This window comes from Streptomyces sp. NPDC031479, from assembly GCF_055581065.1.
The window spans coordinates 1-23,925 of sequence record NZ_JBVIKC010000051.1; the positions used below are offsets into that span (position 1 = coordinate 1).

Sequence of the window (23,925 nt, forward strand, 5' to 3'; positions counted from 1 at the left end):
TCTCAGGTTCCCCTGGCTCCGTGGGGTTTTTTGGTGTTTGGGGGTGGACCCGGGTTTTCCCCCCCCCCCCCCCCCCCCGCCACCACGTCCTCCGTCAGCACGGGGGGAACGGGGTTGTCCGGGGGCAGTGCCCGCCCCGCCGAAGCGAGCAGGACCGCCCACCGCTCGCGCAGGACCGCGAGCAGCGCGGCCCGCTCGCGCGGGTCCGTCGCGCCGAACTTCCGTGTGGCATCGGCGATTTCGTCGAGTCGGGCCGCCAGGGCCGCGTCGGCCCTCCCGTCGTCCGCGCCGCCTTCGCGGCCCGCCCGTCGCAGCCAGGCGGCGAGAGCGCCCAGCGGATCGGGATCCTGCGGTCCGACGGGCGCTACCGGGACCAGCAGACCGGCGTCCACGAGCTGGTCCACGTACGCGAGGGCGGCCGCGCGGTCCTGCGGCGCGGCCAGCGCGTCCGCCAGTTCCGCGGGCGTGGCGGGCGTCCGGCACAGCTCGGCCACCCGCTCCAGCGGCGCGCTCGCCACGACTTCCACCTCATCCTCGTCGGTGACGAGGAAGCGGCCGACGGTGGAGGGGCCCCGGGTACGGGCGAAGGTGGCGCGCCCGTCGGCGGTACGGGCCGCACTCGCCATCCGGTGCGGGAGCCGGCCCCGCCTGCGCGGGTCGGCGAGCAGCGCCTCGCACAGCGCCGCCACCAGGCTCCGGCTGGTGCGGACGTGGTTGCCGGTCGGGCCCAGCAGATCGCCGTCCCCCCAGTCGGTGCCGGCCCGCTCCGCCGGGTCGGGACCGCCCGCGAGGGGCCCCCAGCCGACCGCGGTGAACCAGGACACGGGGCTGCTCCGGGTGGCGGCGCGCACGGCGTGCCGCAGGACCCCGGGCTCCTCCTTGCGGGCGCGGCGCCCGCCGGCCCCGGCCCCGGCGCCCGCCCGTTCGACGGCGGCCAGCAGGTCCGCGCCGGTGGCGGAGGCCGCGAGGGCGAGGGCGGGCTCGCGGCACCAGGCGGCGAGGGCGTCGCGTTCCGCCGCCAGCGCGGCGGGCGCCGATCCGGCGAGCCGGGCCCGTGCCGAGGCGAGACGCTCCCGTAACTCCAGCCACTCCCGCAGTTGCGGCACCCGCTCGGGCAGGTCGCCGAGGCCGGCCAGAACGCCGGCCCGGGGCTCCCGCCCGTTGTGCAGGGCCCGGCGCAGGGGCAGGACCACGTCCCGGTGGAAGGAGTCGGGGTGACCGCCGCGGCTCGCGTACAGGGCCTCGGTCAGTCCGGGCAGCAGGCGGGCCGACTCCCTCGCCAGATGCGTCAGCCGCTCCAGTCCCTCGCGGAAGCAGGCCGCGTCCGGGGACTGTGCGGGGTGGCTCAGCGTCGTCGCGCGCACCAGCGCGTACGGGGCGGTGCGCACGACGGGCGAAGGGGGTGTCATGGCGTCCCGGTCCTTCCTGTTCGGCCCGGTCGGGGAGGGGGGCGGCGGCGCAGTGCCCGTCCCGGCCGCTGCGCACGGGGCCGGGACGGGCGTCAGCGGGTCACGCTCAGACCACGCCGGGAAGGTGGGGCTGCTGGTGGCTGCACTGACAGGCGGTGGCGGTGGGAATGCCACAGGTGGAGGTGGACGAGGCCGCCGCGAGGGCCGAAACGCCCGCGGTGTCGCGCATCGCGGTGACGGTGATGCCGCCGAGGTCCAGGTCGTGGGCCTCGAAGGACGTGGCCGCGTCGAAATCTGCCATGAGAACTCCCAGGGTCGTGGGACTACGTGTGATGGCTGGATCCATATGACGGACGAGCGAGCGCAACGGTAGCTCCCGGGGTGATCCGGGCGCAGCGGACGCATTTCGACATTCCGATGTAACTGGACGTGAAGTCGAGGAAGTTGACCGAAAGGTGGTGGATTCGCGGGCCGGTCGGGGGCGGTCGAGGGGGACTCCGCCGGGCTTCCGTCGATATTCGGCCACCCGGTCTCGATCCGCCCCGGCCCAGGCTCCGTGGAACCCCGCCGTCCCCGGCGGGCGGACCGCGTGGACGCTCCGCGACGGGGTACACGCGCGGTCCCGGGGCAGCCGCCCCGCCGGAACCGGAACGACCCGGAGGGAGTGGACCAGTGGACGTGCCGAAGGACACCGCCACCTCCGCGAGGCGGGGCCGCGCCCGGCGCCGCGGAGTGCGGAAGGCCGCCGCCCCGCCGCCGTCGCAGCCCCCGCCCGCCCGTCCGCTCGTGCGCGCCCTGGCGATGCTCGCCGCGTTCGCCGGAACCGTCCTGTTCGGCATCGCCCTGGCCCGCGTCACCCTCGAACCGTCCGCGGCGTCGGCCGGCCTCGTGCACGGCAACGTCCGCCCGGGTGCGTCGATCAGGGCCTACCTCGACGGCGCGCCGGCCCGGGAGGCCGCCGAGCAGCTCGGTGGAAACCTCCTGCTCGGCGTCCCGTTCGGGGTGCTCCTGCCCGTCCTCCTGCCGCGGACCCGCGGTCTGCTGCGCGTGGCGTTCCCGACGGCCGTCGTGATGACGCTCGTGGAGCTCATCCAGGGCGCGCTGGTGACGGGCCGGGCCTTCGACGTCGACGACGTCATCCTCAACACCGGTGGCGCGCTCCTCGGTTATCTCCTCCTCGGCCGCCGCGCGAGCCGCGCGGTCCACCCGCGCCGCCACCACTGGTGGCAGCGCCGGCCCCGTCGCGGCCCCGCGGCGCCCGCGCTGCCGCCCCCGTCCGCGACGGGTGACGGCGAGCCCTGAGGGCCGAGCGGGGTCAGGCGCCGGGAACCGGCCCGATCATGCGCTTGCTGATCCACTCCAGGGGTCCCTGGAACAGGCCGTCGGCGTACTTGTAGCCGTCGTGCCCGGCGTTGGGGATGATGTGCAGGTCCGTCTCGACGGGGCCCTTGCCGATCTTCTCCTTGAAGGCCTTCACCTTCGCCCCCTCCTCCTTGTCGCCGAGCAGGAAGGAGATGTGGACCTTCGGGCCGCTCTTCTTGGCGAGCTGCTCCGCGAGCCGGCCGGGGTCGTTGGCGAGCCTCTCCGGCTCGTGGTCCTTCCAGAACGGCGAATCGGGCGCGGTGTCGGGCCCGCCCGCGACCGCCGTGCTGAACCGGTCCGGGTACTGCAGGACCATCTTCATGCCGACGTAACCGCCCGCCGAGGAGCCGAAGAAGCCCCACCCCTTGGGGTCCTTGTAGGTGCGGAAGTTCTCGCGCGCCAGGTCCGGTACGTCGTCGGACATCCAGGTGCCCATCTTCGGCTGCCCGGGGATGTCGCTGCCGTCCCAGTACTGGTCCAGCTTGGCGTTCAGGACCGGCATCATCACGATGAACGGCAGGGACTTGCCCGCCTCGACCTGCTGCGCGATCCGCTCCTGGAGTTTGAAGTCGGCCCCGAACCAGTAGTTCGTCGGATAGCCGGAGGCGCCCGGCAGCGCCGTCAGCACCGGGAACGCGCTGTTCTCGTACTTCTTCTCCTTGTACTGCTTCGGCACCCAGGCCCACACCCGGCCCTCGAAGCCCGACTTCGGCCCCTTGAGCGTGGTCCACATCACCTGCGTGCCGTCACTCAGCTCGCGCTGGAGGTTCCACTTGCGGACGTTCGTCGGCATCTGGACGTTGGAGGGCACCTGCGGCGCCGCGCTCTGCCCGCCCTTGGACTCCTTGGCGGGGGCCTTCCCGTTGAACGAGGCCTCCGTGGGGCCGCTGGAGCAGCCCGCCACGAGCAGGGAGGAGGCCAGGAGGGCGGCGGGCGCCAGGAATGTGGACCGGGACTTCACTCGATGACTCCAAACCCGTCAAACATCACCAAAACTACAATCGGGGAGGAAGAGTCATTTCCGCGCCGGGCGGTTCCGCCCCGGCCCGCGGGGCGCGGCGTGATCAACACCACGCCGGCGCCCCGCCGCGCACTACCGCTCGGTGTCGAAGGTGTAGAACTTGCGGTGGTCCATCAGGTCCGCCGGCGTCACGTCGTTCCACGGCCGCAGCTTGCCGTGGAAGTCCACCACGTTCGCCGTGGGTGCGGCGGGCAGGTACGCGGACTTGGGGTTCCGGCGCTGCCACTCCGACCACAGCATGTCGATGAAGGCGTGGTGCATCCAGAACACCGGGTCGTTGGGCGACGCCGCGCTGGCCATGTGCCCGCCCACCCACACGTGCACCTTGTTGTGCAGACCGGGGCCGCGCCAGCCCTCCAGGTGGTTGCGGAACCCGCCCGAGGTGCTGTTCCACGGGGCCGAGTCGTACGTCGGCATGGCGAGCACGGAGTTGACCTCGTCCTTGGTCGGCAGCTGGGCGCCGCCCGCGCCGAGGGTGCGCCGCAGGTACGTGCGCGCGTCCACGCCGACCGTGATGGCCCACTTGCCCCCCGCGTACGCGAAGGGTCCGTCGAGCACCTGCCCGTCGCGGGCCCGGTTGGTGCCGCCGAGGAAGTCGGCGGCCCACAGGGAGGAGGACGCCGTGCGGTCCACGGTCCAGTCCCAGTACGGCAGCGAGACCTTCGGGTCCACCTTCTGCAGGGCCGACTCGAAGTCGAGCAGGAAGCGGCGGTGCCAGGGGAGGAACGAGGGGGCGCGGTGGCCGACCCGGTCGCCGAAGTCGCTGTCGCTCATCAGGAAGCTGTTGTGGGCGTTCACGTAGCGGTCGTAGACGCCGGTGCGCTTGAGTTCGAGGAGCGCGTTGGTGAAGGCGCGCTTCTCCTCGGCGGTCAGCTTCGACTGGCTCTTGCGGACGGTCACAGGGCCTCTCCCTTCGGGGTGAAGGGGATCAGGTTCGCGCCCTGGAGGTCGCGTACGGCGGCCTTGGCGGCCGAGACGGGATCGGCGAAGGTCTCGTAGTGGTTGACCACGGTGACCCAGCTGTTGTCGGCGTTGCGCATGAGGTGCAGCTCTTTGCCGTCGATCTTGATGGTCGGCAGTCCCGGCATGTGCTGGCCGTCGTGGTGGGCGCCCGGGTCGAGGGTGATCTGGATGCGGCGGCCCTCGTAGACCTCGTCGATGCCGCCGGTGGGTATGGAGAGCGCCGAGCCGGAGGCCTTGGCGTTCGGGGAGGCGCTCGCCGCGGCGGAGCCGGAGCCCCCCTTGTCGCAGGCCGTCAGCCCCACGGCGGCGGCCGCGCCGACGGCGATGCCGAAGGCTTGTCTTCGAGTGATCATGTCCATGGCTTGTAGAAGTATCAGAAGCCCGTGCGCGGTTGAGCGGCGCCCCTGCGTAGACCCGGCCCCCGGATCGTCAACTATAGTTACGCGCAACGGGCGTCAACTATAGTTACGCCTGATGAAAGGGAGCGGTACGCAGTGGCGGACTCAGACGTCAGTCCCGAGGGACCGGACGCGACACGATCGGGCCGGGTACCGGTTCCGGGCCCCGGGGCCCCCTTCAGCGACCGCCTCAACTTCCTCTTCGACCGGGTCCGCCCACCGGGAGCGGAGGAGTACACCAACGCCCACGTGGCCCGCACCATCTCGTCCTACGGCGAGGACAGTTACACCCGCTCCCACATCAGCTACCTGCGCGCGGGCAAGCGGACCCCCACCATCACCATGGTTCCCCTGCTCGCCCGGTTCTTCGGCGTCGAGGCCTCCTACTTCGTCGAGGACGAGGTCACCCGCAGGATCACCACCCAGTTCGAGATCCTGCGCAGACTGAAGGAGAACGGGGTCGAGCAGATCGCCCTGCGCGCCATGGGCGTCTCCGCCGCCGGCCAGCGCAAGGTGCTGGCGGCCCTCGAAGCCGTACGGAAAGAGGAAGGTCTGCCCGCCGATCCCGAAAGGGACCTGTCGTGACCAGCGTCCGCCGCCCGTACGGGAAGGGGAAGCCCCATGTGGCCCAGGCGTCGTAAGCGCACCGCCGACCGCGAGGCCGACGAGGTCGAGCGCCGCAACCGCGCGTTCGTGGACGGTCTCGGTCTTCCCGCGGTCGACAGCGTCCTGGACCTCGTCCCGTTCATGGAGGAACGCTTCGACCGCTCGATCAAGCTCATGCCGTTCGCCTCGGACCCGGCCGACCCCGACTCGCTCGACGCCTCCGCCCCCTGCGGCCTGTGGCTCGCCACCGGCGACACGGACTACGTCTTCTACGACACGGCCATCAGCCGCGCCCACGCCGAGATCATCGTCGGCCACGAGTTCGGCCACATGCTGGGACGCCACCGCGGGGACACCCCCCTCGCCGCGGGCAACCTCGGCGGACTCATCACCGACATCGACCCCGCCACCGTCCAACTCGTCCTCGGCCGGACCCGCTACAACGAGCCGCAGGAGTTCGAAGCCGAACTGCTCGGCTCCCTCCTCCAGGAGCGCATCGCCACCCCCGTACGCGCCGCGGACACCCCGGAAGCCGACCCCATAGCCCGCACGCTGCTGCGCTGACCGAATAGGGACCCGTGAAAGACGTACTTCACCCCCTGTGCCTGGCCATCGCCGGTACGGGCTTCCTGATCCTCTTCCGCGATCTGCGGGGGAGCCGCCGCGATCCCGCGCTCGTCGCCCTGGCCTTCACCTACGGCTTCTCCGCGCTCAGCTACGCCGTCTCCCTCACCCCCGTCTGGGTGCGGATCGACGGCCTCCTCGGCGTCCCCAACATCGTCGTGCCGATCGCCCAGGGCTTCGTCATGCTCGTCCTCGCGCTCCAGGCCACCGTCCTGGCCCACTGGTCCAAGCCGCTCGACGCGGCCCGCCGCCGCAGCCGCCACCTGCTCCTCGCCGCAGGGGCCGTCATCGCCGCCATGGCCGTGCTGTTCGCCCTGCTCACCCCGGCCACCACCCGGCCCACCGACTTCTCCCTCTACTACGCCCACGACCCGGTCTTCCAGGCGTACGTCCTCCTCTACTTCGGCATGTACAGCGCCGCCGAGATCTACCTGGCGCGTTCCTGCTGGAAGTACGCCCGCACCGCCACCGACCGCTCCATCGCCTTCAGCCTGCGCCTCGTCGCCGTCGGCGCGGCCATCACCCTCGGCTACAGCGGCATCCGCATCGCCGCCGTCGTCGGGGTCTACACCGGATTCAGCGTCGACGGGCTCAACGGATTCGCCTGGGCCTGCGGGGACATCGGAGCCACCCTCACCCAGATCGGCTACCTCATCCCCACCGTCGCCCGGCGCACCACCAGCGCCGTCGGCTGGAGCACCGCACACCTGCGCTACCGACGCCTGGCCCCCCTCTGGACCGCCCTCGACCGGGCCGACCCCGGCATCACCCTGCGCCGCCCCGCCCGCCAGCGCCAGGACGTCCTGCGGGGCCGCAGCGCCCACTTCCCCCTGCTGCGCCGCCGCGTCGAGATCCGCCAGGGCCAGAAACTGATGCGCCGCTACCTCGACCCGACGGCCCGGGAACACGCCGAGGACCGCCGCCGCGCCGAAGGCCTCACCGGCGCCGAACTCGTCGCTGCCGTCACCGCCGACCAGATCCACGCCGCCCTCGTCCGTCACGGGGCCGACGACCCCGTCGCCACACCCGCCGAGTTCGCCGACGCCGCACTGCCCCTCGCCACCACCGAGGACGAACTGCTCCACCTCCAGCGCGTCGCCTCCTACTTCACCCCGCCCACGCCCGAGCGCCGCGACGCCTCCCGCGGCATCACCTCAGGAGCCCGCTCGTGATCCTCCGCCGCACCCTGATCGTCGCCTGCACGGCCGTCGCCGCGGCGGCGGCCATGGCCGCCACACCCGCGGCCGCGCGCAACCGCGCCGGCGGCGCCGCCCGCCCCCCGCGCGCGGACCTGCACCTCGCGCCCGCCCACGAACAGCTCGGCGCGCTGCGCCGGCGCACCGTCACCAGCCGGGCCCTGCTGGAGCAGACCCTGGCGCACATCGAGCGGACCAACCCCGGCCTGGGCGCCGTCGTCACCCTCGACGCCGACGGAGCACGCGCGGCGGCCGACGCGGCCGACCGCCACCTCGCCGCGACCGGCGAACCGCTCGGCGCCCTCCACGGCCTGCCCATCACCCTCAAGGACGCCCTGGAGACCAAGGGGCTCCGCACCACCTGCGGCTCCCCGGACCTCTCCGACCACGTCCCCGGCCGCGACGCCGACACCGTGGCGCGCCTGCGCGCCGCCGGCGCCGTCATCGTCGGCAAGACGAACGTCCCCGCGATGTGCCAGGACCTGCAGACCTCCAACCCCCTCTTCGGCAGGACCCGCAACCCCCACGACGGCACGAAGACCGCCGGCGGGTCCTCCGGCGGGCCGGCCGCCGCCGTCGCCGCGGGCCTGACCAGCCTCGAAGTCGGCTCCGACCTCGCGGGCTCGCTCCGCCTCCCGGCCGCCTACTGCGGCGTGTACGCGCTGCGGCCCAGCGGCGGGATCGTTCCCACCCGCGGGCACATCCCGCGCCCGCCCGGCTGGCTCACCAGCTCCGACATGCTCACCCTCGGGCCGATCGCGCGCGACGCCGAGGACCTGGACCTCCTCCTCGACGTCCTCGCCGCCCCCTCCCCGGCCGACGCCGCGGCCTGGCGGATCGACCTCCCGGCGCCGCGCCGGAGCCGTCTCGCGGAGTACCGCGTCGGCCTGTGGCAGGACGATCCGTACTGCCACGTCGACGCGGACACCCGGAAGCTCCTGGAACGGGTCGCCGCACTCCTGCGGTCCGCCGGGGCCACCGTCGACGACACCGCCCGGCCGGTGGACCTCGCCGGCAGCGACCGGCTGTTCCAGCGCCTCATGTACGCCACGGCGAGCGCCACCGCCCCCGACGCCGGATTCGACGAGGACGTCGCGGCCGCCGACAAGATCCCCGCCGACGACCCCCGAGGGCTCTTCCTGCACTCGCGGACCATGCGGCACCGGGACTGGCTGCGCGCGAACGAGGAACGCGAGGAACTGCGCGGCCGCTGGACCGACTACTTCGCCACCCACGACGTCCTGATCACCCCGGCCGCGCCGACGGCCGCCGTCGACGACCAGACGGACACGCCCGTCCCGGGCCGGTACATCACCGTCGACGGCGTGAAGCGCCCGTACTTCGACCAGACGGCCTGGCTGAACCTGGCCGGCCACGTCTCGCTCCCGGCCCTGGTCATGCCCGCGGGCCGGACCGCCGAAGGGCTGCCGCTCGCCGTGCAGATCATCGGCCCCTACCTGGCCGACCGCACGGTCGTCGCCCTCGCCGGGGAGTTGGCACGCCGGCTCCCCGATCCCGTGCGTCCGCCCGCCTTCACCGGCTGAGCGGGCCCCGAGACCGGGCTCGTTCTGCCCCCACGGGGGTGGGGCGGGACGAGCCCGCATGACGGAGGGGCCCCGGGTTCTCCCGGGGCCCCTCCGTACTGCCTTCCGCCGGGCCGACGGCCCCGCCAAGACATGAAGGGCCCGGATACCGACGGGGGATGCGGTATCCGGGCCCTGCGATCATCATCCTAGTACCCCGCGTCCCGATGCCGGGAGGCGGTCCCCCGCGTCGGTTCCAGGAACCGCGCCGACGACAGTGCCGAGGACCGCGCCGCCGACCGTGCCCTCGGCCGCGCCGACTGCCGTGGGCCGGGCCGGGCCACGCCCCGTCAGGACTGTTTCGTCCAGCGCTGCGAGGCGTGTCCGGCGCAGGTGGAGGTCACCAGACCGCTGGTCATGCCCAGGTCGAGGCAGCCGCCGCCGAGGTCCGACCGCAGGCTGCCGTCCGCCCCCGACCGCCACACGCGCCCGACGTCCTGGGCACAGTCGCCGACGAAGACGGCCTGGTTGAGACCGTTGGAGTACAGGCACTGCCCGGTCTGCTGGTTGGCCAGCTTGAAGCTGCCGTCGCCCCTGCCGCGAACCGTCCAGCGGGCCGTCGCGTCGGCGCAGTCCCCGGCGCTTGAGGCGCCGAAGACCTGGGTGACGCAGGTGCCGTCGTTGCCGTTGCGGTAGCGGCCCGTACCGGACGGGGCCGCAGGCGGTGCCGGCGGGACCTCGGGTGCCGTCGAGGCGCCACCGGCGGGAGGACGCGACGTGCCGCTCCCGCCCGCGTTCCCGCCGTTCCCGGAACCCCCCGATCCGTCCTGGCCACCGGCGTTGCCCCCGGCCCCGGCCCCGGCCCCGGTGCCGGTCCCCGCGCCGCCCCCGGCCGCGGCCGCAGGAGCGCCCGTACCGGGAGGTGACGCGCCCGCCCCGCCGTCCGGGCCGGGCGATGCTCCGGGGGATCCCGAGGGCGCGGAGGGCCCGGGCGACGCCGCGCCCGACGGACCGGATCCCGACGCCGACGGTGCCGCGCCCGCCGGGGCCGACAGGGAGGGGAGCGCAGTGCGCTCCGCCCCGGCCCGCGGTGAGGCGGTGTACGGAAGGTGCTGGATCGCCAGGGTCGTCCCGCCCGCGACCACCACGACGGGCAGGACGGCGAGGAACACACGGGTACGGCGGCGCCGACCGGGACGTTCCGGCCGCGAACCGGCCCCCGGGGTGACCTCCGGGGCGGCCTCCGCGCCGGGCGCCTTCTCCGGCTCCGTCCTCACCTCCGGCTCCGGCCCGGACGCTTCGCCGGACAGCGGCAGCGTCGGTACGTCGAGTTCCTGTACCCGGGCCGCGAAGGCGGACCGCTCGGCCAGCCGCTCGGCGATCGTTCCCGGCCACGGAGGTCCGTCGCCCGGCGCGTGCCGCGAGGCGCGTTCGAGGAGTTCGGCGGCCGTGGGCCGGCTCTCGGGATCCTTGTCGAGGCAGGAGGCGACCAGCTCGGCGAGGTCCGGATCCACCTCCCGCAACGGCTCCAGGCCGGGTTCCTCGTGCACGATGCGGTACAGCACACCGTGCCCCGACTCCTCACCGAACGGCGGCCGCCCGGAGGCCGCGTAGGCGAGGACGGAACCGAGGGCGAACACGTCGGTGGCGCCGCTCACCGCCCGCTTGCCCGACGCCTGCTCGGGCGCCATGTAGGCGGGTGTGCCCACGACCATGCCGGTCCTGGTCAGCTGGCTCTGCTCGGCCGCCCGGGCCACGCCGAAGTCGATGAGGGTCAGCCCGTCGAGGGTCAGCATGACGTTCGACGGCTTCACGTCCCGGTGCACCATGTCCAGCGCGTGCACGGCCGCCAGGCCCGCCGCCGCCTCCCGCAGCAGCGCCCACAGGGCCGTCGCGGGCAGCGGGCCCCCGTTCAGTTCGACGGCCTCCCGCAGGGTGAGGCCGGGCACGTACGAGGTCGCGAACCACGGCGGCCGTGCTTCGCGGTCGCTCGCGAGCAGCGGCGCGGTGGCACCGGCGGGCAGCCGGGCCAGGTTGTCGAGTTCGTGCCCGAAACGGCGCAGGAAGTCCGCGTCCTCCCCGACCACGGAGGCCAGCAGTTGTTTGACGGCGACGTACCGGCCCTCGTGGACCCCGAGGTACACCCGCCCCATCCCGCCGGCCCCGAGCCGGCCCGCCAGCGCGATCGCGCCGATCCGACGCGGGTCCTCCGCCTCCAGCGGCTCGGCCCCGCTCCCCCTCAGCTCCAACACGTCAGCCCCGTAGCATCGGAATCAGTTGCCAGAAAGCTACCCGATGCCCCGGAAGGACCAACGAGGGTGTGGGGGAGCGCACTTGCGAGGGCCCGCGGGTACGCGCGGCACGGGGCCGCCGGCGCCGCGACACCCGCCGGGGCCAGGTCCGCGCGGCCGGGGCGCGCCACGTATCCTTGGGGCATGAGGATGCACAAGAGCGTCGACGTGCGGGTCGACTCGATGCTCGACGACTTGCGGACGCTGGTCGAGGTCGAGTCACCGTCGCGTGATCTCGACGCCCTGGGCGCGTCGGCCAAGACGGTGGCGGAGGTCATCGAGGGCCGCCTGGGCGGGCGGGCCGTCCTGGTGGAGAGCGAGGCCGGGCCGCACGTGCACTGGTCCGGCGGAGGCGTTCCCCGGGTGCTGATCCTCGGCCACCACGACACGGTGTTCCCGCTGGGCACGCTGGAGCGGCGGCCGTTCCGCGTGGCGGACGGGCGCGCGACGGGACCCGGCGTCTTCGACATGCTCGGCGGACTGGTGCAGGCCGTGCACGGACTGGCCGCGCTGGACGACCTGTCGGGCGTGGAGATCCTGGTGACCGCCGACGAAGAGGTCGGTTCCGGATCCTCCCGCGCGCTGATCGAGGAGCGGGCCCGCGCCTGCGGTGCGGTGCTGGTGTTCGAGGGCGCGGCCGACGGCGGGGGACTCAAGACCGGCCGCAAGGGGTGCGGCACCTTCCAGGTGTCCATCACCGGCCGGGCCTCGCACGCCGGGCTGGAGCCCGCGGCCGGGGTGAACGCGCTGGTCGAGGCGGCCCACCAGGTACTGGACATCGCCGCGCTGAACCGGCCGGAGGCCGGGACGACCGTGACGCCGACCGTGGCATCGGCCGGGACCCTGGACAACGTGGTTCCGGCGGAGGCGACCGTGATCGTCGACGTACGGGTCGAGTCGGACGCGGAGAAGGAGCGGATCGAGTCGGCGTTCGCCGCACTGGTCCCGCACCTGGACGAGGCGCGGATCTCGGTCCGGGGCGCCGTGGGCCGGCCCCCGATGCCGGAATCGGCCTCGGCGGAACTCTTCGAGGTGGCCCGGCGCCTCCAGCCGGGCATCGAGGGCAAGGCCGTCGGCGGCGGCAGCGACGGCAACTTCACGGCGGCACTGGGCGTACCCACCCTCGACGGGCTGGGGGCGGTCGGCGGCGGCGCCCACGCCGATCACGAATACCTGGTGGTCGACGCCATGGTGCCGCGCGCCCACCTCGTCACGGGGCTGGTCGAGGCGATCCGCGCCTCCCGGGAGGCGTGAGCGCGCCACCTCCGGGCGCCGGACACGGCCCGGCGGGTGACGCCCGCTGCGCCGATGTGGGGTAGCTCCGTTGACAGCCCACCGCCCACGTGCGAAAACATCAGTAGGCCGTCTACGGCCCGTGCCCCGCACGACGTGCGACAGCCACCTCGACACGCGCTCGCCGCCCACGCGCCGGGCCCGCCGAGCCCGCCGCGTCGGATCCGCCGCCCCGCACCTGAGACCGCCGACCAGGGCACACACCACCGCATTTCGTGAACGAACGGTTTCCCTATGACCATGTTGCCCGCATCGCGCGTCGCCGGACGGACCTGGACGGTCCGCCTGACCGGCCACGCGGACCACACCGTCTCCGTCACCTGCAGCACGGGGGCGTGCCGTATGCCGCCCCGTTCCAAGGACACCGTGGCCATGCGGCGCTTCGCCGCCGAGCACATCAGGGCGCACGCCCGGCTGGCCACCGTACGTCCGAACGCCGCGTGTGCCTGCCGCGCGGCCGACTGCTCCTACCACGAGGACAGCCGGGCGTCCTGCACCGGATCGCCCCTGCTCGTCCTCATCCACAACCCGGCCGTGGGGCAGGTCTGGACGCTCGCCGAAATCTGCCAGGCCTGCGCACGCCTCATCCACCACATCACCGTCCTCGGGCGGGCCCAGGGCCAGGCGCCCGCGCCGAGGACGCAGCCCTCGGCCGAATCCGCCCCGGCGCGCGTGGCCGTGGCCGGCGGGTTCTCCTCGCCGGAGGCGGCCCCGGAGGCCGTCCCGCGCCGCCGCCCCCAGCGCGGCGGCCCCCGCCGCGCGCGCTGACGCGGGCCGCTCGCGCGGCGGAGGGACAGCGGGCGGCGGCTTCGGCGCCGCGGCGTGGGCCCGTCGGCGTCAGCCCGTGGGCGTGGGCGTCGCCGTGGGCGCGGCCGTGCGGCGGGCGAGGGCGTCCGAGGTCCGGACCGTCATGTAGAGCGAGGCCACGAGGGTGAGCACGAGGACGGCGCCCAGGGCGAAGACGCCGCCGCTCGACACGGCGGCCTCGCTGCCCGCCTCGTTGCGGGCCGAGCCGCCGAGGAAGGGGACGACGGCGAGGACGGCGATCCCCAGGGCGACCTCGCCCCAGATCACCTTCGGGAAGTGCCGCAGCGTCAGGTGCGTGAGCGAGGTCCGGTCGTCGTCGCGGCGGGCCTTGACGATGCGGGGCATGAGCCAGAACTGGTTGACGCCGCCGGCCGTGACCATGCCGAGGACCAGGAGGATCTTGACGAGGAGGAAGAGCCCGTAGGTCGTCGTCCACAGCTGGCTGACGGCCCCGACGTGCTTCCAGCTCATCCACAGGCCGGAGGTGAACACCGCGCCGACGCAGATCAGGGCGACGAGGGAGAAGCGCCGCCAGATGTCGGCCCAGAGCGCGCCGGCGTTCTCGCCCAGCCGGCCGCGGGAGGCGGAGAGCGCCGCGAGGAGCGCGAGGCCGCCGATCCACACCACGCCGCTGATGATGTGGGCCTGGCCGAAGACGAGGTCCAGGACCTTGTCCGCGTCCTTCGGCTTGGTGGCCGGGACCGCCGCGACGAGGGTGATCGCGAGCGTCAGGGGCAGCGCGGTGAGGACCAGGGCGTCCGTGTGCCGGCGTGCCTTGGGGAGGAACAGGGCGATCAGGACGGCCGCGGCGAGGACCAGCACGACGTTCTGGACGAGGTAGAGCGTGCCCTGGGCGATCCACGCCCCCTTCCCGGCGGGCGCCGTGAGGAAGTCCGCGATCCTGCCCGGAGCGAGGGCGTCACCGAACGGCATGCCCTTGCCGGAGCGGGCCACCCGGCCCGCGAGCTGGAAGTAGCCCGCGACGAGCAGGACGACTCCGGCCCAGGCCAGGTAGCCGGCGGTTCTGTGTCTGGTCACCTCGGCGTCCTCGTGCGGGACGTCGGCCCCCTTCAGGGCGGGGCGCACCGACGCGGCGTACGTCACCGTCGCGCCGATGGTTGCGCAGAGGCCGGCGAAGTAGCCGCTCTTGGTGAGGACGCGCCACAGGGGAGGTGTGGTGTAGCCGGTCGAGGCAGCCAGGTGTATGAGATTCATAAAGGGCAGGCTAACCTAACTTCCAACGGTTTCCGGCAGATGGGTTCAAGCCGTTATCTGATGAATCATCCGCAGTTGTGCGGGGCCGGCGGTTTGCTCCGCGGCCGGATCGGTGTGGTGTGGTTTGGGCCGGAAACCTGCTATCGGGAACGGATGTTCGGGCCGTACTAATTGCTCCTGGCCCGACCGGCCGTCCATCACCCGAAGGAGTCACCACCCATGACCCGCCTCCGCACCACCGGCATGGCCCTGGCCGGCGCCGCAGCGATGTTCGCCCTGACCGCGGCCCCCGCCCAGGCGGCCCCCGGGGACGTCACGACCTCCTGCGCGAGCGTGGTCACGCCCACCGGCTACGTCGACGTGAGCTGGGGGTACAGCGCGAGCTGCGGCACGCAGAGCTTCAACCCGAACATCAAGCAGATCAAGCAGCTGACCGGCCTCCCCGTCGGCACGGTGGTCCAGGCCTGCGCCTCCACCTACCAGCCCGTCGGCTGGATCCAGACCGGCTCGTACTACAGCGGCAGCTGCGTCTACGCCGCGAACGGCGGCTTCAACAACAACGCGTGGACGTTGAAGCGCGTCTCCTGACCCCGTCGACGCGCCGGCGCCCGCCCCCTCCGGTGACGGAGGGGGCGGGCGCCGATGCGTGGGGCGGGCGCGGAGCGGCGTCCGCTGCGCGCCGTCCCGGTCAGTCGCGGACGTCCGGGACCGGATCCGCGCTGCTGCGCTGGAGCGCGGCCTTGGAACCGGCGGCCGCGCCGAGGGCCCAGTCGGACAGGGCCATGGAGTCGGCGTAGCGTTCCTCGTCGTTCAGCAGGACGCCGATGATCGTCTTGCCGTTGCGGTTCACCGCGAAGACGAGGCACTTGCCCGCCGCCGTGCCGGTGCCGGTCTTGACGCCGATCGCGCCCGGGTAGCCGTATCCGGTGGGGCGCGGTTGCACCAGGAGGTTGGTGTTGCTCCAGGTGCCGAGGGCGGAGGTGCCGCCGCTGCTGTACGACGTGGTCTTCACCAGGCTCTGGAACAGGGTGTTGGTCATCGCGTACCGGGTGAGCCTGGCGAGGTCGCGCGGGGTGGTGCGGTTGTTCCCGGTCGGTGAGATGCCGTCGAAGGTGTCGTAGAGGGTGTTGGTCATGCCCAGTGCCTTCGCCTTGGCGTTCATCTTCGCGATGAAGTCCGCCTTGCGGGCGGCGATGGTGGAGCCCGAGCCGAACGTGTCCGCGAGCGCGTACGCCGCGTCGCAGCCCGAGGGCAGCATCATGGCGTACAGCAGCTGACGGACCGTCGGGGTGGCGCCCGCCTTGAGCTGGGCCGAACTCGCCCCTTCCCGGTAGACGTAATCGAGGTACTCCTGCTTGACGGTGACCCTCCGGTCGAGGTTCAGGCCGGGCAGGGTGGTCACCACCGCCGCCGTCATGATCTTCGTGGTGCTTGCCATCTGGCGCCTGGTGTCGGGGGCCTTGGAGGTGAGCGTGGCCCCGGTGGACGCGTCGAGGAGGAAGGCGCCGGCGGCGGTGAGGGGCGGCGCGGCTGCGGCGTGGGCCGGCACGGACACCGTGAGCAGGGCTCCGGCGGCGATGGTGACGGCGAGTGCCCCGCGTGCGCGGCGGAGCAGATGTGTGATCAAGTCGGCCCCCGTGGTGGGAGAAGAGAGGGAGGGGCGGAGCGCCGCTGCGCCCGCGCCCACCGGGAGGGTACGCAGTCGGGCACGGTCTTGGGCATACCGCTGCACCGGCGGATCCGGATCGGGCCCCCGCGGAGCTCCGTTCGCCGAAAGGGCGACCGCTGTCCGCATGAACTTTCGGGATGTCCGGACCGGGGTGCCGGGGGCCCCCGCGCTCGACCGGTACCTCTGGTGCGTCGTGACGGTGGCTGCCCGGCAGCCGGCCCCGGAACCGAGGATGAGGGAACCGCACATGAAGAACCGACTCCTGCTCGCCGGATCCGCCGTGGTGGCGGGCGTCGGCCTGTGCGCCGCGCCGGCCCCCGCCGCGGCGGCGCCGGCCCCGCTGAGCATCGGCGTGGCATGCGGTGACTCCGCGGGACTCGTCACCGCGGTCAACCGGGCGAACGCCCGGCCCGAAGGCGCCACGATCACCCTGGCGGAGAACTGCGCCTACCGCTTCGAGGACGGCTACGGGAACTCGGGCACCGCCCTGCCCGCCGTCACGGGCAGGATCTCCCTCATCGGCGAGCACACGACCCTGATCCGCTCCGTACGCGGGGGAGTGCCCCGCTTCCGGATCCTCGCGGTGAACGAGCGCGGCCGGCTCACCCTGAAGGGCGTCACCGTGACCGGCGGCCACACCGACGGCGACGGCGGCGGCATCGCCAACGAGGGAACGCTGTGGGTGGAGAACAGCAAGGTCGTCGGCAACCGGGCCGGCGGGGACGGCGGGGGCATCTCCAACGAGGGCGGCGAGGTGACGCTCGTCCACAGCGAGGTGCTCACCAACGTGGCCACCTCCACCGCCACTTCCGCATCGTCCGGATCCGGCCACGGCGGCGGCGTCGACAACGGCGGGACCGGCCTGCTCACGCTCAGGAAGAGCATCGTCGCGGGCAACACGGCGGACGGGGACGGCGGCGGCGTGCGGAACCGGGGCACGCTGATCGTCGAGTCCAGTCACTTCAAGCAGAACGAGGCCCGCGACGCCGGCGGAGCCATCGGCAACCTGGGCTCCGCCCGGATCGAGGACAGCAGGTTCCTGGAGAACCGTGCGGGCCTCGACGGCGGAGCCGTGGACAACGGCGGGATCGCGACGCTGGAAGTCCACGGGACGGCCTTCGTGGACAACAAGGCGGGCAGGGACGGCGGCGCCCTCGGCAACGAAGGCGCCGCGATGCTGAAGGAGAGCGAGGTCGAGGGGAACCAGGCCGGCCGGGACGGCGGAGGCATCCGCAACCTCCAGGAAGAGGGCTCCGTGTCCACCCGCCTGACGCTCGACCACACGAACGTCTCGGAGAACCGCGCCGCCCGCACCGGCGGCGGCACGCACAACTCGGCCGGGGCCGAGGTGGTCCTCACGGAGAGCGACATCACCGGCAACGCGCCGGCGAACTGCGCCGGCACGGTACCCGGCTGCTCCTGACGCCGGCCCGGGGGGAACCGGCCGCTCCGGGCCGCCGGTTCCCCCCGGGCCGGGGCCGCCGTGCCCCGGCACGGAACGGCGGGTTAACGTATCCCTTCATTCGAAGGGGACTGTGATGTCGCACAACACGGGGTGGGAACACCACCACCCGGGACAGCCCGCGCCGCAGTGGGGAGGCGGCTGGACGCCGCCTCCGCCTCCGCCGCAACCGGGCGTCATACCCCTGAGGCCGCTCGGGCTGGGCGACTTGCTCGGCGGAGGCTTCTCCGCCTTCCGCCGCTACTGGAAGCCCCTGACCGGGGTCATCCTCGGTGTACAGGGCATCGGGATCCTGCTGGTGGCCGCCGCGATCGGGTTCGCCGTCCTCGGCGCGGGCACCCGGTTCGACGCGGTCTTCGACCTCGGACCGGACGAGCGGCCCGCGGGCGCCGACGTGATGGCCCTGCTGGCGTACTTCGTACCGGCCGTGGTGCTCATGCTGGTCACCATGACACTGGGCATGGGGATGATCGCCGCCCTGTGTCCCGCGCTGATCCAGGAGGCGGTGCTCGGCCGCCCCACGACCTTCCGCGCGATGTGGCGGCGGTGCTGGTCCCGGCTGCCGTCCGTACTCGGCGTCGTCCTGCTCATCGGGCTGATCGCGGGCGGACCGGTCATCGTCCTCTACGCGATCTCCTTCCCCCTGATCATCATGGGCGCGGACGGCTCCGGCCCACCGCCCGCCGTGTTCCTGCTGTTCCTGGGCGTGCTGCTCTGGACGCCCGTGTCGGTCTGGCTCACGATCCGGTTCAGCCTCGCGCCCGCCGTGGCCGTGTGCGAGGGGCTCGGCCCCGTCGCGGCGCTGCGCCGCTCCGCCCGCCTCGTCAGCGGCGGCTGGTGGCGCGTGTTCGGCATCTCGCTGCTCGCGTACCTCCTGGCCACGGTCGTCGGCTACATCATCCAGCTGCCGTTCACCCTGATCGGCATGTTCGCGCTGTTCCCGGCCATGCTGACGGCGGGCGACGAGGCCTCGGACTTCACCGCGCTGGTCGTCGGCATCGTCGTGTACGCGCTCTTCGTGCTGCTCGGCGTGGCGATCAGCGGGGTGTTCCAGTTCGGCTACCCCCAGTTGGTCCTGTCCCTGCTCTACGTGGACCAGCGGATGCGCAAGGAGAACCTCGCCGAGGGCCTCATCGCCTCGGCCCACGCCGCTCCGGCGCCCGGCCGGGGCTGACGCCGGGCACCGCCCGCCCGGAAGCACGGTCCCGGGCGGGCCGGTTCATTCCTCCCCGTCGAAGCTCCAGGACTCGATGTCCCGGTAGTGGATCGGTCCCGGACCGCGCCCGATGTTGCTGCCGACCAGGTGCAGGCGTTCGGCCGGCCACGGGCGGCCGGTGAAACCGGTCAGCCCGGCGGCGGCCTCCACCGCGGAGGAGTGCGCGCCGCGCCGTGACCGGGCGAGCGTCAGGTGGGGACGCAACGGCCGTTCCTGGAAGGCGATCCCGCACTCCCGGACCAGGGCCCGCACGTCGGTGGCGAGCCGGTGCAGTCCTCCGAGCTCCCCGTCGATCCCGGTCCACAGCACCCGCTCGTCGAAGTGCCCGCTGCCGCGCAGGGCCAGCCGCAACGGCCGTCGGGCGGCCGCCAGCGCGGCGAGCGCCGGCCGCAGCGGCGGAACGGCCGCCACCGGGAGCTCTCCGAGGAACGCCAGCGTGATGTGCCAGTCCTCGATCCGGTTCCACCTCATGCGCGGGTGGGCGTGGTGGGCCGGACCCAGTTCCCGCTCCAGCTCTTCCTTCGCGTCGTCGGGCGGGGCGAGGGCGATGAACACGCGGACGGTCGGGGCCGGGCCCCGTCCGTCCGCCGGGGACTGCGTCGGGTGCTCGGGCGTTTCGGTCATCTTCTGTTCCGTACGTGCGGTGCGGCCGGGGCCGGGCAGCGCGGTGCCCCCGCGTCCCCACGCGGGGAGCCTACCGGGGCCCCCGGACCCCACACCTGCCGGGGCGGCCCGCCGGGGGAGCGGGACGGTGGCCGGGTCCCGCCGGTACCCCTTCCGTCCTCGGCCCCCGACGGCTATTGCTTGAGGCGACACGGCGGCGGGGGAGGACGGTGCGCGATGACGGGGCCGGCGGACACCAGCGGGAACGGCATGCGGCACGGCGGAGGGGGAGGCCGGGAGGCGGACCGGGCGGCGGCGCCGGACGACGGGCCCGCGATGACGTCGTTCGACGAGATCTACGACCGGCCGGACCCGAGGGACTTCTTCCGCGGCCTCGGCCGCTGGCGGTACCGGACCCCGCACCACGCGCAGGACGTCTTCCGCCGCCTGACGGCCGCACGCCGACGGGCCGCGGCCTCCGGGCCCCTCGCCGTCCTGGACATCTGCTGCTCCTACGGGATCAACGCGGCCCTGCTCAACCACGACCTGACCCTGGACGACCTCTACGCCCACTACACGTCGCCGCGGGCGGCCGGGCTCACCACCGCGGAGCTGATCGAACGGGACCGGGCCTTCTACGCCGCCCGGCGGCGCCCCGACGCCGTGCCGGTGATCGGGCTCGACCCGGCCGCCGGTGCCATCGCCTACGCGTGCTCCGTCGGCCTCCTGGACGAGGGGTTCGCCGTGAACCTGGAAACGGAGCCTGCCGATGCCCGTCTCCTGGCCGCCGTACGCCCGGTGGGGCTGATCACCGTCACCGGCGGTGCGAGCTTCCTGTCCCCCCGCACCTTCCGGCCGCTCCTCGGCGCCGTGCGGGAGGAGGTGTGGGTCGCCGCGTTCGTCCTGCGCACCGGCTCGTACCGGACCATCGCCGACGGGCTGGCACCCTTCGGACTGATCACCGAGAAGGTGGCGGAACCCACCTATCCGCAACGCCGGTTCACGAGCGCCGCCGAGCAGCGGCGCGCCGTCGACGCGGTGACCGCCCTCGGCGAGGACCCCCGCGGCAAGGAGGACGCCGGCTGGTTCCACACCGCCTTCCACCTCTCGCGCCCCTCACCGGACACCACGGCCGTCCCGCTCTCCACCTTCCTGCGCGACGTGTGACCCGGCGCCCGGCAGCCGACCCCCGGACGGACGATGGCATGATCGGCCCGTGACCAGCGAACACAACCGGCCCGCCGACCGCCGGACCCACGTCCTGTTCGACGTCGACGGCACACTGATCGACGCCCTGGACAACCAGCGCCGCGTCTGGCGGACCTGGGCGGAGCGCCACGGACTGGATCCCGACGAGGTGCACCGGATCGCCCTGCGGACACGGCCCGTGGAGACCTTCGCGCAGGTCGCTCCGGACCGCGATCCGCGGGAGTGCCTGGCGGCCCTGCACGAACTGGAGGACGAGGACGTCCGGTCCGGCGCCTACACGGCGTTCGACGGCGCGGCGGAGCTGCTGTCCCGCCTGCCGTCCGCGTCCTGGGCGTTGGTGACCTCGAACTACGAGCACCGGGTGCGCGGCCGCTTCGCCCGGACCGGCCTGCCCGTCCCGGCCCTGATCGTGGACGCGGCCGCCGTCGACGAGGGCAAACCCTCACCGGCCCCCTACCTCAGTGCCGCCGCCCGGCTGGGCGCCGACCCGCGGGACTGCCTGGTCGTCGAGGACGCCCCGTCGGGAGTGCTGTCGGGACTGCGCGCCGGGATGACGGTGTGGGGCGTCAACACCCCGGCCGCGGTGGAGGGCGTCCACCGCCACTACCCGACCCTGCGCGCAGCCGTCCCCGACATCCTCGCGTTCGCCTCCGGAGCGCGCGGGGAGGCGTCGCACCCCTCCCGGTAGCCCGCCGGCCCGCGGCGCGGCGGCTCAGCCCGTGAAGAGGGCCGTGAGACGGGCGTCGAGGACGTCCTGGGCCGCCCGGGGGGTGAGGTGGCCGATCAGGACGTGGGTGGTGAGCCCGTCCGCGAGGGCGAGGAGGGTGCGGGCCTCGCGCCGCGGGTCCACGGGGACGGCGCGGGCGGGGTCCTCGACGGCCTCCGCGACGAGACCCGCGAAGGACTCCTCCAGCGCGGCGTAGCTCGCCCTGAGGGTGCCGGCCAGGGCCTCGCTGACCGCTGCCTGGGCGACGAAGGCGAGCCAGACCCTGGCCTCGGCGCGGTGTTCCTCCCGCAGCAGGGCGACCTCCGTGGCCGCGTGCCCCAGGGCGGTGGCGGCCGACTGGGCCGGGCTCCTGACGAGGCGGGCCCGCACGCGGCGCCCGATCCGCTCGCCGATGTGCCCGAGCGCGAACACGAGCATCTCCTCCTTGGTGCGGAAGCACCGCTGCACGGCGCCCATCGACACCTGGGCGCGGGCCGCGACGTCGCGCAGGGTCACGCCCTCCAGCCCGTGCTCGTCGGCGAGTTCGCAGACGGCCTCGGCGACGATGCGGCGCCGGTCCGCGTGGTCCACCTGTCTGGGCATGTCCGCCGCCTTTCCCGGGAGGGGTCCTCTTCCGCTCCGGACTTTATCCGATGCGGGCGCATCGGTTCGCGGGCTACAGTTCCGATGCGCACGCATCGGAACGTGTGCGCGAACGTGCACGTGAAGGTCAACGGGAAGGAGGCGTGCCATGCGGGACGCCCTGTGGAGGATGTCGGCCGGCGCACAGGCGAAGGCGGTGCGCGACGGGGAGGTCTCGGCCCTCGAACTGGTCGACGCCCACCTGGAACGCATCGCCGAGGTCAACCCGATGGTCAACGCCGTGACCCGCACCCTCGCGGACCGTGCCCGGGAGGCCGCCGAGCGGACGGACCGCCGCCGGGCCGCGGGCGAGGTGCTCGGGCCGCTCGCGGGCGTGCCGTTCACCGTGAAGGAGAGCACGCCGGTCGAAGGCGTACCGACCACCTTCGGCGTCGAGCGCTTCCGCGACCTCGTCGCCCCGGCCGACGCGATCCCCGTGGCGCGGCTGCGTGCGGCCGGCGCCGTCCCCATCGGGCACACCAACATCCCGACCCTGATCCTGGCCGGGATGCACACGCGCAGCGAACTGTTCGGGGACACGGTCAACCCCTGGGACCCCGCCCGGACCCCCGGCGGCAGCAGCGGGGGCGACGGGGTCGCCGTCGCCACCGGTATGGCGGCCCTCGGGCTCGGCAACGACTCCGGCGGATCGGTCCGCATCCCCGCCCAGTTCTGCGGGGTGGCCGCGCTGAAGCCGACCACCGGGCGTTTCCCGGCCGACCGGCGCGTCCTCGGCCCGGACGACCCCGGCCCAGCGTCCCAGTTCCTGGTCACCGACGGCCCGCTGGCCCGCAGCGTCGCCGACCTGCGACTGGCCTACGAGGTGCTGGCCGGCCCCGATCCGCGCGATCCGCAGGCCGTCCCCGTGCCCCTCTACGGGGAGCCGCTTCCCGGCCCCGTGAAGGTCGCGGTCGTCGCGGACCCCGGGGGACACGGCGTGCACCCCACGGTCCGCGCCGCCGTCGAGGCCGCGGCCGCCGCCCTGCGGGACGCCGGATACGACGTGCGGGAGGTGCCGGACGTCCCCAGGCTGGACGAGGCCCTCGACGCCTACGGGCGGATCACCGTCACCGAGTTCGCCCCGGCCTGGCCGGTGGTGCGCGGGCTGCTCGGCGAGGGCGGCGACCGCTACATCGCCATGGCGATGGAACGTACCCCGCCCGCGACCGCGGACGAGCTGGTGAAGCTGATGGGCACCTGGTTGGGCATCCGCCGCTCGTGGGCCGCATTCCTCGACGAGCACCCGCTGTTGCTGGGCCCGGTGTTCACCGAGCCGCCGGTCGGGCCGGGCCTGGAATCCCGTGACCGGGCCGGCCGGGACCGGGTGGCCACGGCCATGCGCCTGTGTACCGCGACCAGTTTCGTCGGCGTGCCGGCCGTGGCCGTTCCCACCGGGGTGACGGACGGGCTGCCCTGCGGAGTCCAGATCGTCGGGCGCGCGTTCCGCGAGGACCTGTGCCTGGCCGCGGCCCGTGCGGTCGAGGAACGGCTCGGGGGCCTGGCCCCGGTCGATCCGCGCCGGCCTGTGGGAGCCCCGGCTCCTACGGGTACCGGATCCGGCCGGGGCCGGTGCGGCCCGGACGCTCGTCCGTGAGGGAGACCGTCAGGCCCCGGTGGACGGAAGCCGGTTCGCGAAGCCGGTCCGCCAGGGTGGCGAACGCGAGGCCGGAGGCCCCCGGCGGGGACGTCCGGCACACCGCGTCGGGACCG

Annotated in this window: 23 protein-coding genes; 13 read left to right on the plus strand and 10 right to left on the minus strand. The window is 73.8% G+C overall.

Translation table 11 applies throughout. The annotated features are described in order from the left end of the window. Positions 1-2: 2 nt before the first annotated feature. The gene (locus tag ACZ5D2_RS34690) at positions 3-1,409 is read right to left on the minus strand and encodes a lantibiotic dehydratase (RefSeq protein WP_468935004.1); all 1,407 of its coding nucleotides are present in this window, start codon (positions 1,407-1,409) and stop codon (positions 3-5) included. Positions 1,410-1,515: 106 nt separating this feature from the next. Continuing rightward, complete coding sequence (locus tag ACZ5D2_RS34695) at positions 1,516-1,710, minus strand: thiopeptide-type bacteriocin (RefSeq protein ID WP_280916048.1); 195 nt, start codon at positions 1,708-1,710, stop codon at positions 1,516-1,518. A gap of 371 nt (positions 1,711-2,081) precedes the next feature. On the opposite strand from ACZ5D2_RS34695, the gene ACZ5D2_RS34700 reads away from it, so the two are divergent. Continuing rightward, entirely contained in the window at positions 2,082-2,711 is a 630-nt protein-coding gene (locus tag ACZ5D2_RS34700; protein ID WP_371680554.1) for a VanZ family protein, read from the plus strand. Between the two features lie 13 nt (positions 2,712-2,724). Here ACZ5D2_RS34700 and ACZ5D2_RS34705 read toward each other — a convergent pair whose 3' ends face one another. From ACZ5D2_RS34705 to melC1, 3 genes are all read right to left on the minus strand, one after another. Continuing rightward, on the minus strand, positions 2,725-3,732 hold the full coding sequence (locus tag ACZ5D2_RS34705; protein ID WP_371680556.1) for an alpha/beta hydrolase: 1,008 nt from the start codon (positions 3,730-3,732) through the stop codon (positions 2,725-2,727). A gap of 132 nt (positions 3,733-3,864) precedes the next feature. Further along, positions 3,865-4,692, minus strand: coding sequence for a tyrosinase MelC2 (gene melC2 / locus ACZ5D2_RS34710; protein ID WP_371680557.1), 828 nt, complete (start codon positions 4,690-4,692; stop codon positions 3,865-3,867). Beyond that, on the minus strand, positions 4,689-5,108 hold the full coding sequence (melC1, locus tag ACZ5D2_RS34715) for an apotyrosinase chaperone MelC1 (protein ID WP_371680558.1): 420 nt from the start codon (positions 5,106-5,108) through the stop codon (positions 4,689-4,691). The genes melC2 and melC1 overlap by 4 nt, the downstream gene beginning before the upstream one ends. Before the next feature lie 141 nt (positions 5,109-5,249). Between melC1 and ACZ5D2_RS34720 the strand changes: the two genes are divergently transcribed. The 4 genes from ACZ5D2_RS34720 to ACZ5D2_RS34735 are packed head-to-tail and all read left to right on the plus strand — an operon-like array spanning position 5,250 to position 9,123. Next, on the plus strand, positions 5,250-5,738 hold the full coding sequence (locus ACZ5D2_RS34720; RefSeq protein WP_371680559.1) for a hypothetical protein: 489 nt from the start codon (positions 5,250-5,252) through the stop codon (positions 5,736-5,738). Between the two features lie 36 nt (positions 5,739-5,774). After that, positions 5,775-6,323 carry a hypothetical protein gene (locus tag ACZ5D2_RS34725; protein ID WP_371680560.1) on the plus strand — a complete coding sequence of 183 codons (549 nt, stop codon included), beginning with the start codon at positions 5,775-5,777 and terminating at the stop codon, positions 6,321-6,323. A gap of 14 nt (positions 6,324-6,337) precedes the next feature. Then, a complete protein-coding gene (locus ACZ5D2_RS34730; RefSeq protein WP_468935012.1) occupies positions 6,338-7,555 on the plus strand; it encodes an MAB_1171c family putative transporter in 1,218 nt (405 codons plus the stop codon). After that, entirely contained in the window at positions 7,552-9,123 is a 1,572-nt protein-coding gene (locus ACZ5D2_RS34735) for an amidase (RefSeq protein WP_371680562.1), read from the plus strand. Before ACZ5D2_RS34730 ends, ACZ5D2_RS34735 begins: the two co-directional genes overlap by 4 nt. A gap of 329 nt (positions 9,124-9,452) precedes the next feature. Here ACZ5D2_RS34735 and ACZ5D2_RS34740 read toward each other — a convergent pair whose 3' ends face one another. Then, the gene (locus ACZ5D2_RS34740; protein WP_468935016.1) at positions 9,453-11,354 is read right to left on the minus strand and encodes a serine/threonine-protein kinase; all 1,902 of its coding nucleotides are present in this window, start codon (positions 11,352-11,354) and stop codon (positions 9,453-9,455) included. 183 nt (positions 11,355-11,537) lie between these two features. Here ACZ5D2_RS34740 and ACZ5D2_RS34745 point away from each other — a divergent pair, with 183 nt between their 5' ends. Both ACZ5D2_RS34745 and ACZ5D2_RS34750 read left to right on the plus strand, forming a co-directional pair. After that, positions 11,538-12,647, plus strand: a complete 1,110-nt coding sequence (locus tag ACZ5D2_RS34745) for a M20 family metallopeptidase (protein WP_468935018.1) — start codon at positions 11,538-11,540, stop codon at positions 12,645-12,647. Positions 12,648-12,926: 279 nt separating this feature from the next. Next, positions 12,927-13,454: a hypothetical protein gene (locus ACZ5D2_RS34750; RefSeq protein WP_371680565.1), complete on the plus strand. Its 528-nt coding sequence runs from the start codon at positions 12,927-12,929 to the stop codon at positions 13,452-13,454. 69 nt (positions 13,455-13,523) lie between these two features. On the opposite strand, the gene ACZ5D2_RS34755 is transcribed toward ACZ5D2_RS34750, so the two are convergent. Then, positions 13,524-14,708, minus strand: a complete 1,185-nt coding sequence (locus tag ACZ5D2_RS34755) for a copper resistance D family protein (protein ID WP_371680566.1) — start codon at positions 14,706-14,708, stop codon at positions 13,524-13,526. A 219-nt stretch (positions 14,709-14,927) separates the two neighbouring features. On the opposite strand from ACZ5D2_RS34755, the gene ACZ5D2_RS34760 reads away from it, so the two are divergent. Then, the gene (locus tag ACZ5D2_RS34760) at positions 14,928-15,296 is read left to right on the plus strand and encodes a hypothetical protein (protein WP_371680567.1); all 369 of its coding nucleotides are present in this window, start codon (positions 14,928-14,930) and stop codon (positions 15,294-15,296) included. 100 nt (positions 15,297-15,396) lie between these two features. On the opposite strand, the gene ACZ5D2_RS34765 is transcribed toward ACZ5D2_RS34760, so the two are convergent. Further along, positions 15,397-16,335, minus strand: coding sequence for a D-alanyl-D-alanine carboxypeptidase family protein (locus ACZ5D2_RS34765; RefSeq protein WP_468935022.1), 939 nt, complete (start codon positions 16,333-16,335; stop codon positions 15,397-15,399). Positions 16,336-16,624: 289 nt separating this feature from the next. Here ACZ5D2_RS34765 and ACZ5D2_RS34770 point away from each other — a divergent pair, with 289 nt between their 5' ends. Beyond that, entirely contained in the window at positions 16,625-17,800 is a 1,176-nt protein-coding gene (locus ACZ5D2_RS34770) for a hypothetical protein (protein ID WP_371680569.1), read from the plus strand. Positions 17,801-17,915: 115 nt separating this feature from the next. Next, complete coding sequence (locus ACZ5D2_RS34775) at positions 17,916-19,013, plus strand: hypothetical protein (protein WP_371680570.1); 1,098 nt, start codon at positions 17,916-17,918, stop codon at positions 19,011-19,013. A 45-nt stretch (positions 19,014-19,058) separates the two neighbouring features. Here ACZ5D2_RS34775 and thpR read toward each other — a convergent pair whose 3' ends face one another. Next, positions 19,059-19,679, minus strand: coding sequence for an RNA 2',3'-cyclic phosphodiesterase (gene thpR, locus ACZ5D2_RS34780; protein ID WP_371680571.1), 621 nt, complete (start codon positions 19,677-19,679; stop codon positions 19,059-19,061). A gap of 216 nt (positions 19,680-19,895) precedes the next feature. On the opposite strand from thpR, the gene ACZ5D2_RS34785 reads away from it, so the two are divergent. Both ACZ5D2_RS34785 and ACZ5D2_RS34790 read left to right on the plus strand, forming a co-directional pair. Beyond that, entirely contained in the window at positions 19,896-20,825 is a 930-nt protein-coding gene (locus ACZ5D2_RS34785; protein ID WP_468935027.1) for a hypothetical protein, read from the plus strand. A 49-nt stretch (positions 20,826-20,874) separates the two neighbouring features. Then, the gene (locus ACZ5D2_RS34790) at positions 20,875-21,555 is read left to right on the plus strand and encodes an HAD-IA family hydrolase (protein ID WP_468935030.1); all 681 of its coding nucleotides are present in this window, start codon (positions 20,875-20,877) and stop codon (positions 21,553-21,555) included. Positions 21,556-21,579: 24 nt separating this feature from the next. Here the strand turns inward: ACZ5D2_RS34790 and ACZ5D2_RS34795 are convergent, their stop codons facing one another. Next, complete coding sequence (locus ACZ5D2_RS34795; RefSeq protein WP_371680575.1) at positions 21,580-22,176, minus strand: TetR/AcrR family transcriptional regulator; 597 nt, start codon at positions 22,174-22,176, stop codon at positions 21,580-21,582. Positions 22,177-22,324: 148 nt separating this feature from the next. On the opposite strand from ACZ5D2_RS34795, the gene ACZ5D2_RS34800 reads away from it, so the two are divergent. After that, on the plus strand, positions 22,325-23,809 hold the full coding sequence (locus ACZ5D2_RS34800) for an amidase (RefSeq protein WP_468935034.1): 1,485 nt from the start codon (positions 22,325-22,327) through the stop codon (positions 23,807-23,809). Positions 23,810-23,925: the final 116 nt, after the last annotated feature.

Excerpts from the sequence above, each read along its gene's own strand:
- ACZ5D2_RS34785 (WP_468935027.1), top strand. The coding sequence starts at position 19,896 with ATGACGGGGCCGGCGGACACCAGCGGGAACGGCATGCGGCACGGCGGA.
- ACZ5D2_RS34690 (WP_468935004.1), bottom strand. The coding sequence starts at position 1,409 with ATGACACCCCCTTCGCCCGTCGTGCGCACCGCCCCGTACGCGCTGGTG.
- ACZ5D2_RS34760 (WP_371680567.1), top strand. The coding sequence starts at position 14,928 with ATGACCCGCCTCCGCACCACCGGCATGGCCCTGGCCGGCGCCGCAGCG.
- thpR (WP_371680571.1), bottom strand. The coding sequence starts at position 19,679 with ATGACCGAAACGCCCGAGCACCCGACGCAGTCCCCGGCGGACGGACGG.
- ACZ5D2_RS34725 (WP_371680560.1), top strand. The coding sequence starts at position 5,775 with ATGTGGCCCAGGCGTCGTAAGCGCACCGCCGACCGCGAGGCCGACGAG.
- ACZ5D2_RS34695 (WP_280916048.1), bottom strand. The coding sequence starts at position 1,710 with ATGGCAGATTTCGACGCGGCCACGTCCTTCGAGGCCCACGACCTGGAC.
- ACZ5D2_RS34750 (WP_371680565.1), top strand. The coding sequence starts at position 12,927 with ATGTTGCCCGCATCGCGCGTCGCCGGACGGACCTGGACGGTCCGCCTG.
- ACZ5D2_RS34755 (WP_371680566.1), bottom strand. The coding sequence starts at position 14,708 with ATGAATCTCATACACCTGGCTGCCTCGACCGGCTACACCACACCTCCC.
- ACZ5D2_RS34775 (WP_371680570.1), top strand. The coding sequence starts at position 17,916 with ATGTCGCACAACACGGGGTGGGAACACCACCACCCGGGACAGCCCGCG.
- ACZ5D2_RS34770 (WP_371680569.1), top strand. The coding sequence starts at position 16,625 with ATGAAGAACCGACTCCTGCTCGCCGGATCCGCCGTGGTGGCGGGCGTC.
- melC1 (WP_371680558.1), bottom strand. The coding sequence starts at position 5,108 with ATGATCACTCGAAGACAAGCCTTCGGCATCGCCGTCGGCGCGGCCGCC.
- ACZ5D2_RS34800 (WP_468935034.1), top strand. The coding sequence starts at position 22,325 with ATGCGGGACGCCCTGTGGAGGATGTCGGCCGGCGCACAGGCGAAGGCG.
- ACZ5D2_RS34745 (WP_468935018.1), top strand. The coding sequence starts at position 11,538 with ATGAGGATGCACAAGAGCGTCGACGTGCGGGTCGACTCGATGCTCGAC.
- ACZ5D2_RS34795 (WP_371680575.1), bottom strand. The coding sequence starts at position 22,176 with ATGCCCAGACAGGTGGACCACGCGGACCGGCGCCGCATCGTCGCCGAG.